We start from the raw sequence: 15,215 nt of genomic DNA, 5'->3' as shown, positions 1-15,215 counted from the left end.
TTCAGTCAGGCGGACAAGGCATCCACCTGTATTTAAAGACTATGCACTGTATTAACGGCTGCCGGCCCAAAATGTTTAGTCCCGGCAGGCCCGCCGGCCCTAGCTTGCGCGCTTGATCGACCCCGAATCGAAATAAGACATGATGGAGATCAGCTTCTCGGCGTAGGCGGGGTCGGTGGCATAGCCGGCCCTCTGTATCTTGCGCGCAGCGTCTTCAGCCGAATTGGCTTCCAGGACATCGCTATAGCGCTCATTTGTGCCGATCAGGCGCGCATAATCGGCGAAAGACTCCGCATACGAGCCGTAGGCCCGGAACGGCTGGGTCACTTTCCTGGCCACGCCGTTTTCGTACTCGGTGGTCGTGACATGAACCACATCGCCCTTCCATCCCGAAGTGGCCTTGATGCCGAAGAGGTTGTAACTGGTCGAGCCGTCGGGCCGCATGATCTCGCGCCTGCCCCAGCCCGACTCCAGCGCCGCCTGGCTGAGTATCAGTTTTTCAGGCACGCCGCTCTGGTTGGCGGCCAGGCGCGCGGCGCCGGACATCTTGGAAACGAAATTCTGTATATGGTCCGGAGCGCCCTTGATGGCCGAATAGATTTTTTCGGTCAGCGGATTGCGGGTCAGCAGGTTGATCAGATCACCGATGGACGAGGCGTCGTTGCGCCGGCCGTCGCCTATCCGCGAAGTCAGGCCGGGCAGGCGCGAACCGGCCAGCTCGGGCGGCGTCGATCCGCCGCCGGGCTTGCCGGCCACCGAGCCCTGCACCGACTGGATCTGATCCAGCAGGGCCTGCGCCAGGCCTATGCCCGGATCGGCCAATTGCAAGGCCATCTGCTCGTCGCTCATGCTCTGGGCCAGCCGCGTCTGCTGGCTGTCGAAAGCGCCCGGCGCCACCGAAACCTGCCTGGCCTGCTTGAGCATCTGCTGGATGAACAAGGCCTCGAACTGCTGCATGACCTCTTTCTGGGCCTCCGGCGATCCGCCGGCGCCGTCGCGCACGCCCCGCTTCAGGCTGTTCAAGCTGCTGAAATCCAGCGAAGAGGCGGCGCTGCCGTGGCTGGGGCGGGGAATGTACTGTACGAACGCCATATACGTGCCCTATATGATTTCCAGGTCGGCGCGCAAGGCGCCGGCGCTCTTCAGATTCTGCAATATGGACAGCAGATCCTGCGGCGTCGCGCCCAGCGCATTCAGGGCCTTGACCACGTCGGCCAGGTTGGCGCTGGTGGTGACCCGCTGCAGGCTGCCGGTGTCGGAACGCAGTTCGATATCGGTGCTGTCGGTGACCACGGTCTGTCCGCCGCCGAACGGCGTGTCGGGCTGGCTGACCTGGGAATTGCGGCTGATGACCACGGACAGGTTGCCGTAGGCAATGGCGGCCTCGTCGATGGTGACCGTGCGGTTCATGACGACCGAACCGGTGCGCGCATTGACGACGACCTTGGCCCGCGCCGGCGGCAGCTTGATCTGCAGATTCTCCACCTGCGACAGGAAAGCCGTCTGGGCGGTGGGATCGATGGGGCCGCGCACCTGGATGACGCGGCCGTCCAGCGCGATGGCGGTGCGCTGGCCGAACTGGCGATTCAGGGCCGCCACCATGCTCTGGGCGGTGCCGAAATCGGTGTTGTTCAGTTCCAGGTTGATGATGCCGTCTCGTGCGTAGATGGTCGGCACGCTGCGCTCGACGATGGCGCCGTTGGAAATGATGCCGCCGTTAAGCTGGTTGACCTGGACGCTGGAGCCCCCGGCCTGCGCCCCGGCCCCGCCCACCAGCAGGTTGCCCTGGGCGATGGCGTAGACCTGGCCGTTCGCGCCCTTGAGCGGCGTCATCAGCAAGGTGCCGCCACGCAGGCTCTTGGCGTTGCCCATGGAGGACACGACCACGTCCATGGTTTGCCCGGGCTGCGCAAAAGCCGGCAGCTTGGCGGTCACCATGACGGCGGCCACGTTTTTGACCTGCATATTGGTGCCTTGCGGCACGGTCACGCCCAGTTGCGACAGCATATTGGTCAGGCTTTGCTGGGTAAACGGAGTCTGGCGCACCTGGTCGCCGCTGCCGTCCAGGCCCACGACCAGGCCATAGCCGATCAGTTGGTTGGCGCGCACGCCCTGGATGGAAGCCAGGTCCTTGATGCGTTCGGCCTGGACCGGGCCCGCGAGCGCGCTGCACAGCGCGCCCAGCGCCAACGCGCTTGCATAACGGCCCAGCTTGTCGAAGAAGTATGAAATCAAAGCCGGCACCCTGTCAGAACGGGGAAATATTCAAGAAAAAGCGTTGCAGCCAGCCCATGGTCTGTACCTCGTCCATGGTGCCCTTGCTGCGGAATTCAATGCGGGCGTCCGCCACCTGGGTGGACGACACTGTGTTCGAGCCGGTAATCGAACGCGGATCGACCACGCCCGAGAAGCGGATGTGCTCGCTGCCCCGGTTGATGGCAATCTGCTTGTCGCCGGCGATCTGCAGATTGCCATTGGGCAGCACGCCGATGACGGTCGTCGTCAGGGTGCCCTGGAAGGTATTGTCGGCGCGGGTCGAACCCTTGCCTTCGGATGCGTTGTTGCCGCTTATGCCGAAATTCTGCTTGGCGCCCAGGTCGGTGGGCAGGATGGCCGGCGCCAGCGTGACGTCCATGCCGGCGCTGCCGCTGCGGTCCGTGGTGGTCTGCACGTTCTTGGCCGCGTTGGTCTTCTCCTGGATGACGACCGTGACGATGTCGCCCACGTTACGCGGCCGCCGATCCTCGAACAAGGGATAGTTGCCGTAGGCGGTGGGCTGATAGATGGCGCCGTTGGCCTGCGCGCTGGGCAAGGCCGGCAGCGGCGGAGGCGCGGTCAGGGGCCCCGTCACCACAGGCTCGGGCGGCACCAGGGCGCAGCTCGACAAAGCGGCGACGGTCAGGCAAAACAGAATGCGGCTAAGACGTTTAAGCATTATTACAGTTGAGTCAGGCGCGCCAGCATCTGGTCCGAGGTCTGGATGGCCTTGCTGTTCATTTCATAGGCGCGCTGGGTGGTGATCATGTTGACCAGTTCCTCGGCCACATTCACGTTGGACGTTTCGGTGTACTGCTGCAGCAGCAGGCCGGCGCCGTCCAGGCCGGGCTGGGCGAAGTTGGCCGGTCCCGATGCGTCGGTTTCCACATACAGATTCTCGCCAGCACTTTGCAGACCCGTGGTATTGACGAAGGTGCTCAGTTGCAACTGGCCGATCTGCACGTTGACGCCCGCGGCGCCCGGCTGGGTCACCGACACCGTGCCGTCGCGTGCGATGGTGATGGTCAGCGCATTGTCGGGAATATTGATGGGCGGCTGGATAGGATAGCCGCCGGCCGTCACCAATTGGCCATTTTGGTCTTTTTGCAGGTTGCCGTCGCGCGTGTAGGCAAAGGTACCATCAGGCATTTCGACTTGCAGGAAACCATTGCCCTGGATGGCGACATCCATGGGGTTGCCGGTTTCCTTCACATTGCCCTGGGTATGGATGCGCTCGGTGGCGACCGTACGCACGCCGGTGCCGATCTGCAAGCCCGAGGGCAGCTGATTGGCGGCGCCGACCTGGGCGCCCGGCTGGCGTATGGTCTGGTACATCAGGTCCTCGAACACCGCGCGGCTGCGTTTGAAGGCGCTGGTGTTGACGTTGGCCAGGTTGTTGGAAATCACATCCATATTGGTCTGTTGCGATTCCAGGCCGGTTTTGGCGATCCAGAGGGAACGTATCATTTATCTTCCTTGCGGCGCGGGCCGGCCCGCACCATTACACACAAGCGTTAATTGGTGGACAGTATGGAATTGGCCCGCTCCGCATTGGCGCTGGCGTCCTGTATGACCTTCATCTGCATTTCGAAGCGGCGCGCATTGGCGATCATGCCCACCATGGCTTCGGCGGGATTGACGTTGCTCTTCTCCACGAAGCCCGCAATCATGCGCACTTGCGGATCGGCCTGCGCGGCCTGGCCGCCGGCGACACGGAACAGGCCGTCGTCGCCGCGCACCATCTGGGCCGCCGGCGGATTCACCAGCTTCAACTGCCCGATCAGCTGGATGTCATTGGGGTTGTCGCCCGCGCCCAGGGCCGAAATCTGCCCGTCTCCGGAAAAGGTGACCGCGCCCCGCTCGGGGATTTCAACCGGCGCGCCATCGGCCGACATCACCGGAAAGCCTTGCTGCGTAACCAGCAGGCCTTGCGTATTGACCGCGAACTCGCCGGAGCGGGTGTAGGCCTCGCCCTGCGGGGTCTGCACGCTGAACCAGCCGTCGCCGGTAATGGCCGCGTCCAGGGCATGGCCGGTTTCGACCATGGTGCCTTGCTGCATATTGCTGCCGGGGGTGGAGGTGACCGTGGACACGCGGGTGGGCATGCCGGGGTGGCCCACGACGGGAACGGAGCGGTAGATGGCCAGCTGCTCGCGGAAACCCGTGGTGCTGACGTTGGCCATGTTGTTGCTGATGACGGCCTGCTGCTCCAGCACCCGGGCGGCTCCGCCCGCGGCGGTGTAGATGATGCGGTCCATTTATGCCTGCTTAGCGCATGTTGATCAGGGTTTGCAGAACCTGATCCTGGGTCTTGATGGTCTGCGCGTTGGCCTGGTAGGTGCGCTGCGCGATGATCATGTTGACCAGTTCTTTACTCATGTCGACGTTCGATTCCTCGACGGCCTGGCCCTTGATGAGCGCCATGCTGTTGCTGCCGGGGCGGCCCAGGATGGGCTGGCCCGATTCCGAGGTTTCCGCCCAGGCGTTGCCGCCCACGGGCTGCAGGCCCTGAAGATTGGCGAAGTCGGCCAGAACTAGGGCGCCCATATTCTGGGTTTCGCCATTGGTATAGCTGGCAACGATGGATCCATCGGCGGCAATCGACATGCTGGCGTATTCGCCGGTGGGGTAACCGCTGACGTCGAAACTGTAGGCGAAATCACCGCCAAACTGGGTAGAATTGGCGTAATTGACCGTCATGGCTAAAGGCTCGGCCGGCGACGTGGAACTGGGATTCAACACCGATAAAGCTACTGGCGTGGCAGGCGACGTCAGGCGGCCACCTGAATCGAATGTCAGTGTGGTCGCTCCATCCGCTGGCGATGTCAGGGGCTGGCCCTCCATCCGATAATACACACCCCATTCACTGCCCGTACCGGTAACCGGACGCTTCACAAAGTACTGAGTCACCTGATGCGAATTACCCAGGGAATCGTAAACATTCAGCGGCAATTGGTGGGTATAGCTGTCTGCGTTGGCTGGATCGAAAGGAATGGGAGTGATGATTTCGGCTGCGTAAGCGACGTCACTAGCGCCATCTAGCGGAAATCCAGGAGCAGCTGGTTGCCCTCCAGCCATGATTACAGCAGTAGTAGTACCTGCGCCAGTGTAATAGGTAACATCATCTGGATACCCCGGATCTCCCGCAGTCAGCGGAGTCGTGCTCGTTGCGCTGTCATACCATTCAAGTGTGCCACCATTATCACGATAATAATACAGCGTCTCCGCACCGCCAGAGGTGGTTGCAAGTCCAACTACTCCAACAACTTCCGGCGTAACAATACCCGCGGGCTTTTCATTCGCATCCAGATTTACTTTGGTTCCGATGGTCGTGGTGGCAAGAGGCGCAATATTGCCAGTGGGCACACGAATCGGGATGATATTCGTGCTGCCTTCAGCATAGCCCGTCAGGCGATGGCCCTGCGCATTCACGATATAGCCTTCCTTGTTCGGAAAGAACTGGCCGTTGCGCGTATAAAGCACGCTGCCATTGGGGTCCAGGACCCGGAACAAACCCTTGGCGCCGTCGATGGCCATGTCGAACTGGTTGCCCGTGCTGGACACCGTGCCGATGGTGAAGCGCTGGTTGATGCTGGCCACTTGCGTGCCCAGGCCCACGCGCGAGCTGGCGTAGACGTCGGCGAAGGTGGCGGTCGAGGCCTTGAAGCCGACCGTGCCGGAGTTGGCGATGTTGTTGCCGATGACGTCCAGTGTCTGCGATGCGGCGTTCAGTCCGCTTAAACCTTGTCCGAAACCCATGATTAACCTCGTTTACTTTTGACTGTGTGTAAGTGATGCGGCGCGCCGCAGCGCTACCGCGAAGCTTGCCGCAAAACTACATGATTCTCCGGATGTCCAGCAGGGACACCTTGCCCGCCAGGCCCAGATCCAGCTGGAGCCCGTTGGACGAATACGCCACGCTGGCCACCTTGCCGTAGGTCAGGGGCCCGGCCGCCACTTCCTGGCCTTCCGCGTCGACCGCCGACACCTTGATGGTGTAGCCGCCGTCGGGCATCTCCGCCCCGCCGTCGGCCTTGCCGTCCCATTCCACCGGGATGATGCCGGCGGACTGGGGCTCCAACTCGATCTGGCGTACCGCCTTGCCCGAGCCGTCCATGATGGTGACCGTGATTTTGGTGGCGGGCGAAATAAGATCCACGCCGAAGGGGGTTGCCACCTTGGCGCCGGGCTCGCCGCCCAGCGACACCTTGGTCCCGGGCACCAGCACTTCCTTGCCGATCAGCGCGGCCGCTTGCATGGACTGTGAAACATCCATCTGGCCCGACAGCGCCAGCAGGGTATTGTTCAGCTGATTGATGCCGTTGACCGTGGACAGCTGGGCGATCTGCGAAGTGACCTGCGCGTTGTCCATGGGGTTGAGCGGGTCCTGATTCTGCAGCTGGGTCACCAGCAGGGTCAGGAAGCGGTCCTGGGTATCGCCCATCAGGCTGTTGGTGCTGGCATTGGCGGCCGCCATGGCGGCTGCGTTGGATGTGTTGTCGACGTTATTGACTGAGGCCACGCCTTGCTCCGTTTAAGTGTGCTTGCGGCAAAAGGCCTACTGGCCTATGGAAAGGGTGCGGGTCATCAGGTTTTTTACCGTGTTGATGACTTCCACATTGGCCTGGTAGGAACGCGATGCGGAGATCATGTTCACGGTTTCAGCCACCACGTCCACATTGGGCATGACGACGTAGCCGTCGGCATTGGCCAGCGGATTCTTGGGGTCGTACTGCATGCGCGGCGGCGCGGCGCTTTCCACCACGGAGGCCACGCGCACGCCGCCCACCGACTGCGAATACGCCTGGCCGGGCGCCGGGGCCATCTGGAACACCACCTGCCTGGCCTTGTAGGGCTGTCCGTCGGGCCCCGCCACGCTGTCGGCGTTCGCCAGGTTGCTGGCCGTGACGTTCATGCGCTGGGACTGCGCGGTAAGCGCCGAGCCTGCAATCTGGAAGATACTCAATGAAGACATCGTCTATCCTGTCTATGCCGCCCGCGCTTACTGCTGCAGGGCCGCCATGATGCCCTTGATGCGGGCTGAAATAATGCTGAGGTCGGTTTGATAGCGCATGGTGTTGTCGGCGAATTGCACGCGCTCGACGTCCATATCGACCGTATTGCCGTCCATGCTGGGCTGCAAGGGCTGGCGGTACAACAGCTCCGCGGGGTCGGGCGCCACGGCCTTGGCCGGGATGTGGCGCGCCGAGGTCAGCGCAAGCTGGGTGTCGGGCAGGCGCATGCTGCCCCCGACGCCCATGGCCTGTTCCAGCGCCGAGCTAAAATCGAAGTCGCGCGCCTTGTAGTTGGGTGTGTCGGCATTGGCAATGTTGGCCGCCAGCACTTCCTGCCGCTGCTGGCGCAGGCCGATAGCCTTCTGGTAAAAGCCCAAATCGTCACCGATCCGATCGATCATTTGCCACCTGCAAGATGAGTGCCCCGCCGTCCGCGAGGCTTGAAAACTGGAATGACGGCCTACTGCCGCCCATACACCAGCATAGTAAAGTGGCGCCCTCTTTCGTAAAGTATGAAATAAGCCACTAATTGACAGCCAATTCCAAGAATGCGTGCGAGGCGCCTTCTATAGAATGGCGTCATGCTCAAGTTCTTTGCCCTTTTCGCCCTTGCGGCGGGCGCCTGGACCGGCGCCGCGGCCGCAGCGCCTCCCCCTCCTTCCTCGACGCAAGATGCGGCGCTGGTCGCGGAGGAAGTCGAACGCTTTCTGCTGGCGCAGGCCAGCAGCTACCCGGGGGCGGCCCATATCAATGTGGACGCGCCGCGCATTGCCGGCCAGGCGGCCTGCGACCATTTGCAGCCCTTCCTGCCCAGCGGGCAGAGGCTGCGCACCCGCATGACCGTCGGCGTGCGCTGCATGGCGCCCGAGCCCTGGACCAGCTATGTGCAGGCCGACCTGAGCATTCAGGGTTACTACTATGTCGCCAACCGCAACATCCAGTCGGGCGACGTCATCAGCCTGGACGACATGAGCGCGCGGGAAGGCGACATCCTCCGCATGGCTGGCGGCGTGGTCTTCGACCCCAGCCAGGCGGTGGGCTATATTGCATCGCAACGCATTTCGGCGGGCAGCCCCATCAAGTCGCGCGCCCTGCGCGATCCCAATTCCATACAACGCGGGCAGACGGTGCGCACCGAAGCCCGGGGCACCGGATTCGTCGCCACCGGCGAAGGCCAGGCGCTGCAAAGCGGCGCCCCCGGCGCGCAAATCCAGGTGCGGTCCAGTTCCGGACAGATCGTGAATGGCACGGTGGTCAATGCCAACACGGTCCAGGTCATCATGTAACAAGTGGGCCGGCGACGTAAGATTACGTAAAAAGCCGATGGAAGGCTAAAGTTTGGCCTTTATTGGCCGTAAAAGAACACAGCAAACAAAGTAAACTAGTCGCCAGTTTCCGGAGAACACCTTGAAGATCACCACACCCTCATTGAAAGGCCCTGCCGCCAGCCCTCTCGCCGGCAACCGGACCGATGTGACCGGTGCCAGCGTGACTTCAACGGGTGCATCCAGCAGCGGCAAAGTCGACCTGAGCGCCGCCGCGCGCCATCTGTCCAGTCTGCAAAGCGGCGATAACGACGTCAACGTCGCCCGCGTCCAGGAAATCCGCGACGCCATCGCCTCGGGCCAATTGAAGATCGATCCCAGCCGCATCGCCGACGGCCTGCTGGCCAGCGTACGCGATTTGCTGAAGTAATTTTGCCCTACCCGCATTCATGAACGACACGCTTGCCCAACTCCATGCCAGCCTGCATCAGGAAACCGAACTCGTCCAGGACTTCATCAAGGTGCTCGAAGCTGAAACCCTGGCCCTGACCGAGGGCGGCGGCGAGCAGGCACTGGCCGAAAGCACGGCCCTGAAAAACAATTATGCCGAAGAACTGGCCAAGCTTTCCGAGCGCCGGCAGGCTTTGCTGACACAGCTGGGCTACAGCGCCGACAAGGCCGGCCTGGACAGCGTCGCCCAAGGGCACCCCGCGCTGCAAGCCGCCTGTCGACAGCTTTACGACAAGGCCCGCCAGGCCAACGAGCTGAACGCTTCCAACGGCATCATCATCGACACTTTCATGGCGCACAACCAGCAGGCGCTGGAAACCCTGCGCATGCTTGCGGGCGCGGGAAATCTGTACGATGCCAGCGGCCGTACCCATGCCGGCGCCAAAGGGCAGACCCGGAATATCAAGGCGGGTTAAGCGACCGCTCTGTTCGGCTCACCGGTGGAAGCCTATAACCGTAGCCTCTGGATCAGGGCCCGACCATTTCCTTCAATGCAAACAGCTTGAACAGGCCCGTGGCGGCCAGGCTGGCGGGCAAGCCGGGCTTGCCGCCGGCCAGGCTGGCGGCCACGGCGCGCGCGACGGCCGCTTGCGCGTCCTGCTTCAGCTGCCAGGCGGCCAGGCCGGACTGAACAGCCGTCAATGCCTTCTTCTGCAAGGATCCGGCTTCGCTGCGCGGAGCCAGGTTCTGCCAGCAGCGCGCGGCGTAGCGCATGCCTTGCCGGGCTTCGGAGCGGATCAGCAGGGCGCGCGCCAGCCATTCGGATTCGGCCGCCAGTCCCTTTATGCAGGCGAGGCCGAACAAGGTCTTGACGACGGCGCCGTCGGCGCGCTTCAGGATGCGCAATGAAACCATCTGGACATCCTGGGCCGCCTGCCCGCGTGCAGTCAAGCGGACCTTCTCGCTTGCCGCCCACAGGACGACATCGGCGGCGGCAAAGCCCTCCAGTTCGCTCAGGCCGGGCAGCCGCGCCGCATCCAGCGGGGCGTGGGCCAGGGTCTTGGCCAGGGCGCCGGCCGTGGTCGCGCAGGAATCGAACTCGATGCGGGTCGTGGCGGTGCATTGGGCCAGCCAATCGACGCCCAAGCCATCGATGCGCCTTAGCAGGGCCTGGCTGGCGCCGTCGAAGAGATGGACCAGGGGAAGTTGCCCATGATGGTTCGCCAGCCATTCGATCTGATGATGCAGGGCGTCGTTGGCGCCGGGCGCATGCTGCGCCGCCCCGCCGCAGGACGACAGCCAGCCGTCGGCGAAGCTGAGTTGCTGCATGGGGCTGGACAAGGCCTGGCCGCCATCGTCGACCAGCAAGGCGGCGCGCAAGCGGCCGCGGCCTCCGGACTGTGTGGCGATGGCCGTTTGCTCATGCACGGCCAACAGGCGGCGGCCGTTGTCGGCAAGCTCATTCTGGGCCACCCGGACCATATGGCGGACGTAGCTTTCCAGCGGCGTGGCGTCCGGCTTGGCATTGGTATAGCTGCGCCATAAATCGTAGGCTTCGGACACCGAGGCCCGCTCGTCGATATAGCCGCAAGCGGCGTGCAGATCGTCCATGGTGAGGCCGGAACCCGCGCCGCCGGCCATGGACAGCAGGCCGGGCAGCAGGCGCTTGCGCCGGCTCTCGGCAGCGGCCGCCTGCGTGGTGTCTTCCGGCACTTTGGTCAGCGACATGAGCGCGGCGAAGTCCGCTTCGGTCGGCGCATACAGCGCGCTGGCCTGCTGATTGTGCGCCAGTGCCTGATCGACCAGATCGGCCGCATTGGGCAATATCAGGTTCTCGGGCACCTTCTGTCCGTTCGACACATAATGTATGGGCAACTGGTAGCGTATGGCCGTATCCAGGGCGGCGCCCAAGCGGCTGGCCTCGTCAATTTTCGTGATGATGCAGCCTATGGGCGGAGAACCACCGTCGCCCGCATAGGTCCGCGCGACTTCGTCCAGGGTGTCGCCGTGGCTGGACGCATTCAGGACCAGCAGCCGGTTGACCGGCCGGCCCGCGCCGGCCAGCATGGCCGCCTGTTCGGAAATATAGCGGTCGCGCTGGCTGATTCCCACATTGTCGATCAGTATGGTCTGTTCCGCGCTTATTCCCTGCACGATGCGGCGCAGTTCCTGCACGTCTTGCACCACATGCACCGGTACGCGCAGCATCTGCCCGTATATCTTCAGTTGCTCGTGCGCGCCGATGCGGTAGGTATCCGTGGTCAGCAGCACCAGGCTGCCCGGTCCCGATCGACGTACGCAGCGCGCGGCCAGCTTGGCGATGGTGGTGGTCTTGCCCACGCCGGTGGGCCCCACCAGGGCCAGCGCCTGGCCCCGTGTCCACAACGCGTCTTCGCTATCCAGGACAGGCAGGTGGGTGGCCAGTTCGTTGCGCGCCCACTGGAAAGCCGCCTTGGACGACAAGTGCTCGGGCAGCCGCTTGAGCATGGCGCGCAGCAGCGCGGTGCTGAAGCCGAAGCCCAGCATGGCCTGGAACAACAGGGCCGCCTGCGGCACGCGGCGCAATTGATTGCCCCACATCAGCTCGTCGATGCGGCTTTCCAAGGCGCCGCGCATTTCACCGATGGCGCTCATGACTTCGACGCGCGCATCCGGCGCCGCAGGGCGCGGCGGCGGGGCCATGCGGGGCGGCGCAGCCGGAATGGGCTGGGACGGCGCCGTCGCCGGGCCATCGGGCGGCACCGAGGTCGGATCGGTCGCCAGGATCTCGACTCCGCCGTTGATGCGGCGATTGGAGACGATCAGCGCGTCCGGGCCCAATGCCAGGCGCACCTGGCGCAAGGCCTCGCGATTCGTGCTGCCAAAGAAACGGCTTATGTTCACGGCGCGCTCCCGCCGATCACCGACGTAATCCTCAGAATGCGCTCATCGGGGATTTCAACGCTGGACAGCACGCCCAGCTGCGGAAAGTGGTGGCGCAGGAAGCGCGACAAGGAGGGGCGCAGCACGGACGGCACGACCAGCACCGTGGCGTCGCCATTGGCCTCCTGGGTCTGTATGGCGCGTTCGGCTTCGGCCAGCACGTTCTCGGCCAGGCCGGGCTCCAGCGCGCCGCTGGTGGTCAGCGCCTGGGTCAGGACGCGTTCCAGGCGGGCATCCAGGCCGATGACGCGCAACTCCGCGTCGCCGGGAAACCATTGCTGGGTGATTGCCCTGCCCAGTGCCACCCGGATCAAGGCCAGCAGTTCGCCGGGATCGGGGCCCGCGCCCGCCGGATTGAGGGCGGCCAGGCGCGGCGCATGCTCGGCCAGCGTTTCGATGATGCTGCGCACATCGCGTATGGGCACTTCCTCGTCCAGCAACCCGCGCAGTATCTTCTGCAGAAGCGTAAGGCTGACCGTCTTGGGCACCAGGTCTTCCACCAGCTTGGGCGCCTCGCGTCCGATGTGGTCGAGCAATTGCTGCACTTCCTGGCGGCCCAACAGTTGCGCGCCGTAGCGATGCATCAGGTGGTTCAGGTGGGTGGCGATGACGGTGCCGGCATCCACCACTGTGTAGCCGGCAATCTGGGCCTGCTCGCGCAGCGACACGTCTATCCATACGGCGGGCAGCCCGAAAGCCGGGTCGGTGGTGGCCGTGCCCGGCAGCTTCATGGTGACGCCGCCCGGGTCGATGGCCAGCCACTGGCCCGGCGTGGCGGTGCCATGCCCGACTTCCACGCCCGAAAGCAAAATCCGGTAGTCGTTGGGCTTGAGCTCCAGGTTGTCGCGTATGTGCACGACCGGCGGCAGGAAGCCGACATCCTGGGCGAACTTCTTGCGCAGGCTGCGGATGCGGTGCAGCAGTTCGCCGCTTTGTGCATGGTCGACCAGCGAAATCAGGCGATAGCCCACCTCCAGGCCCAGCGGATCGAGCAAAGCCACGTCGTCCCAACTGGCTTCGGCGGCGGCGGCCTCGACGGCGGCCTGCGCCTTGATGGGTTCTTCAGCGCGTTGCGCCTGCTCCGCCTGCTGGCGCTTGAGCATCAGCCATCCGCCGCCCGCCAGGGTGGCGGCCAGCAGCAGGAAGGCCACGTGCGGCATGTTGGGAATCAGGCCCATGGCCGCCATGATGCCGGCCGTGATGAACAGCACATTGGGGTTGGCGAACAACTGGCCGACCATCTGCTGGCCCACGTCCTGGTCGGTGGCCACGCGCGACACCACCACGCCGGCAGCGGTCGAGATCACCAGAGCCGGGATCTGCGCGACCAGGCCGTCGCCGATGGTCAGCAGGGTGTAGACGCGGCCCGCTTCGGAGAAGGCCAGGTCATGCTGGCCCACCCCGATGATCAGGCCGCCTATGATGTTGATGACCATGATGAGCAGGCCGGCCACGGCATCGCCGCGCACGAACTTGCTGGCGCCGTCCATGGAGCCGTAGAACTCGGCTTCCTGGGCGACTTCGGTCCGGCGGCGGCGCGCCTCGTCCTCGCCCACCAGGCCGGCGTTCAGGTCGGCGTCGATGGCCATCTGCTTGCCGGGCATGGCATCCAGGGTGAAGCGGGCGCCGACCTCGGCGATACGCCCGGCACCCTTCGTAATGACGACGAAGTTAATGATCACCAGGATGACGAACACCACGATGCCGACCGCGAAATTGCCGCCCACCAGGAAGTGGCCGAAGGCCTCGATGACTTGGCCGGCGGCGTCGGGCCCCTTGTGGCCATGCAGCAGCACCACACGGGTCGAGGCCACGTTCAGCGCCAGGCGCAGCAAGGTGGCGAACAGCAGCACAGCCGGGAAAGCCGCAAAATCCAGGGGCTTCTTGGTGAACATGGCCACCAGCAATATCATCACCGACAGCGAGATATTGAAGGTGAACAGCAGATCCAGGATGAACGGCGGCAAAGGCAGGATCATCATGGCCAGGACCATGAGGATCAGTATCGGCCCCGCCAGGAGGCGGGCATGGGCCGAGCCGTTGTCTTTGAGTAAAGCTATAAAACTGTTCATGATGCGCTTGTCGCAACCCTATTCTTTTCCATGGGATCAAGCCCGGGCGGAACCGGCAGACTGGATGGCTGCCGCGGTTCCGCGCCCATTCCCATCGTCCAGCTGCGCAGCTGGAACACCCAGGCCAGCACTTCGGCGACGGCCGAATACAGCTCGGCCGGAATCTCGTGGCCCAGTTCGACATTGTGGTGCAATGCCCGCGCCAGGGGCGGCGCGCTGAGCATGGGCACTTTATGCTCGGCGCCGATTTCGCGTATGCGCGCCGCCACCAGGCCCGACCCTTTGGCAACCACCTTGGGCGCGCCGCCCTGCCCTTCCTTGTAAGCCAGGGCAACGGCGTAGTGCGTCGGGTTCGTGACGATGACATCGGCGTTGGGCACCTCGGACATCATCCGCCGCCGCGCCATGGCGCGCTGCTGCTGGCGAATGCGGCCCTTGACGTGCGGGTCGCCTTCGCTTTCCTTGTGCTCCTGCCTGACATCCTCACGCGACATGCGCATTTTCTTGAAGTGGCTGAATATCTGCCATGGAGCGTCGATCACCACGATAAGAAACAAGGCCGCCACGATCAGGGCGCAACACAGGGCCACCAGGCCGATGCCCGAGGTCAGGGCTTCGGTGGGCGTGGTGTGCATCAGCGAGATCATCTGATCCCGGTAATGCGAAATCACCAGCACGGCGACGGTGCCGATGACGGCCGCCTTGGCCAGCGTCTTGAGCAATTCCACCAGGGTCTGGGCCGAGAACATCCGGGCCACACCCTTGAGCGGATTCATCCGCTCGAACTTGGGCTCCAGCGCCTTGGTGGAAAAAAGAAAGCCGCCCAGCAACACCGACGCCAGCACAGCCACCACCACCAGCAGGCCGAACAGGGGCAGCAGGGCCAGCAGGGCCTGGAAGGCCGAATTGGCCGCCACGGCCAGCATCACCTGCGTGTCGCTGGCGACCCTAAGGTCGAACCACAAGCCCGAGCGCAGGATGCCGGTCAGGCTTTGGTACATATTGGCGCCGCCGAACCACAAGGTCGCCACGCCGGCCGCCAGCAGCAAAAACGTGTTCAGCTCGCGCGAACGCACAACCTGCCCCTCCTCGCGCGCCTTTTCCAGGCGCCGGGGCGAGGCGGGTTCGGTTTTTTCGAGGTCGCTGTCCTCTGCCATGCTTGCTTAAAACGGGGGGGTTGACCGGGGTGGATTATTCCACGTGTATTCTAGTCGCCCCCGTGTTCAACGAATGGC

General features: G+C 63.9%; 15 protein-coding genes. 3 read left to right on the top strand and 12 right to left on the bottom strand.

Annotation, left to right across the window (positions count from 1 at the left end):
* Nucleotides 1–99 precede the first annotated feature (99 nt).
* From flgJ to flgB, 9 genes are all read right to left on the bottom strand, one after another.
* Nucleotides 100–1,092 (bottom strand): flagellar assembly peptidoglycan hydrolase FlgJ, encoded by a 993-nt coding sequence (flgJ, locus tag OEG81_RS06535; protein ID WP_264131908.1) that lies wholly within the window; start codon nt 1,090–1,092, stop codon nt 100–102.
* Between the two features lie 9 nt (nt 1,093–1,101).
* Nucleotides 1,102–2,211, bottom strand: coding sequence for a flagellar basal body P-ring protein FlgI (locus OEG81_RS06530; protein ID WP_264132505.1), 1,110 nt, complete (start codon nt 2,209–2,211; stop codon nt 1,102–1,104).
* A gap of 37 nt (nt 2,212–2,248) precedes the next feature.
* Complete coding sequence (locus OEG81_RS06525) at nt 2,249–2,935, bottom strand: flagellar basal body L-ring protein FlgH (protein WP_264131907.1); 687 nt, start codon at nt 2,933–2,935, stop codon at nt 2,249–2,251.
* 2 nt (nt 2,936–2,937) lie between these two features.
* Nucleotides 2,938–3,723 (bottom strand): flagellar basal-body rod protein FlgG, encoded by a 786-nt coding sequence (gene flgG / locus OEG81_RS06520; RefSeq protein ID WP_264131906.1) that lies wholly within the window; start codon nt 3,721–3,723, stop codon nt 2,938–2,940.
* Nucleotides 3,724–3,770: 47 nt separating this feature from the next.
* On the bottom strand, nt 3,771–4,514 hold the full coding sequence (flgF, locus tag OEG81_RS06515; protein ID WP_264131905.1) for a flagellar basal-body rod protein FlgF: 744 nt from the start codon (nt 4,512–4,514) through the stop codon (nt 3,771–3,773).
* A 10-nt stretch (nt 4,515–4,524) separates the two neighbouring features.
* Nucleotides 4,525–6,015 carry a flagellar hook-basal body complex protein gene (locus OEG81_RS06510; RefSeq protein WP_264131904.1) on the bottom strand — a complete coding sequence of 497 codons (1,491 nt, stop codon included), beginning with the start codon at nt 6,013–6,015 and terminating at the stop codon, nt 4,525–4,527.
* A gap of 76 nt (nt 6,016–6,091) precedes the next feature.
* Nucleotides 6,092–6,778 (bottom strand): flagellar hook capping FlgD N-terminal domain-containing protein, encoded by a 687-nt coding sequence (locus OEG81_RS06505; RefSeq protein WP_264131903.1) that lies wholly within the window; start codon nt 6,776–6,778, stop codon nt 6,092–6,094.
* Between the two features lie 36 nt (nt 6,779–6,814).
* Entirely contained in the window at nt 6,815–7,231 is a 417-nt protein-coding gene (flgC, locus tag OEG81_RS06500; protein WP_264131902.1) for a flagellar basal body rod protein FlgC, read from the bottom strand.
* A 27-nt stretch (nt 7,232–7,258) separates the two neighbouring features.
* Nucleotides 7,259–7,672, bottom strand: coding sequence for a flagellar basal body rod protein FlgB (flgB, locus tag OEG81_RS06495; protein ID WP_264131901.1), 414 nt, complete (start codon nt 7,670–7,672; stop codon nt 7,259–7,261).
* 180 nt (nt 7,673–7,852) lie between these two features.
* Here flgB and flgA point away from each other — a divergent pair, with 180 nt between their 5' ends.
* The 3 genes from flgA (at nt 7,853) to OEG81_RS06480 (ending at nt 9,462) form a co-directional block, all read left to right on the top strand.
* On the top strand, nt 7,853–8,557 hold the full coding sequence (gene flgA, locus OEG81_RS06490) for a flagellar basal body P-ring formation chaperone FlgA (protein WP_264131899.1): 705 nt from the start codon (nt 7,853–7,855) through the stop codon (nt 8,555–8,557).
* 121 nt (nt 8,558–8,678) lie between these two features.
* On the top strand, nt 8,679–8,966 hold the full coding sequence (gene flgM, locus OEG81_RS06485; protein ID WP_264131898.1) for a flagellar biosynthesis anti-sigma factor FlgM: 288 nt from the start codon (nt 8,679–8,681) through the stop codon (nt 8,964–8,966).
* A 19-nt stretch (nt 8,967–8,985) separates the two neighbouring features.
* Nucleotides 8,986–9,462 (top strand): flagella synthesis protein FlgN, encoded by a 477-nt coding sequence (locus tag OEG81_RS06480; RefSeq protein ID WP_264131897.1) that lies wholly within the window; start codon nt 8,986–8,988, stop codon nt 9,460–9,462.
* A gap of 52 nt (nt 9,463–9,514) precedes the next feature.
* Here OEG81_RS06480 and flhF read toward each other — a convergent pair whose 3' ends face one another.
* Genes flhF through flhB form a run of 3 tightly spaced genes read right to left on the bottom strand, consistent with a single transcriptional unit; the run spans nt 9,515 to nt 15,137 of the window.
* On the bottom strand, nt 9,515–11,869 hold the full coding sequence (flhF, locus tag OEG81_RS06475) for a flagellar biosynthesis protein FlhF (RefSeq protein ID WP_264131896.1): 2,355 nt from the start codon (nt 11,867–11,869) through the stop codon (nt 9,515–9,517).
* A complete protein-coding gene (gene flhA, locus OEG81_RS06470; protein WP_264131895.1) occupies nt 11,866–13,980 on the bottom strand; it encodes a flagellar biosynthesis protein FlhA in 2,115 nt (704 codons plus the stop codon). The genes flhF and flhA overlap by 4 nt, the downstream gene beginning before the upstream one ends.
* Nucleotides 13,977–15,137, bottom strand: a complete 1,161-nt coding sequence (gene flhB, locus OEG81_RS06465) for a flagellar biosynthesis protein FlhB (protein WP_264131894.1) — start codon at nt 15,135–15,137, stop codon at nt 13,977–13,979. Before flhB ends, flhA begins: the two co-directional genes overlap by 4 nt.
* Between the last annotated feature and the right edge of the window lie 78 nt (nt 15,138–15,215).

The organism is Pollutimonas sp. M17, assembly GCF_025836975.1.
In the GTDB taxonomy this organism is placed as follows: Bacteria; Pseudomonadota; Gammaproteobacteria; order Burkholderiales; family Burkholderiaceae_B.
Note: the sequence above shows the minus strand (reverse complement) of the source record. Positions and strands in the feature narration are given on the sequence as shown.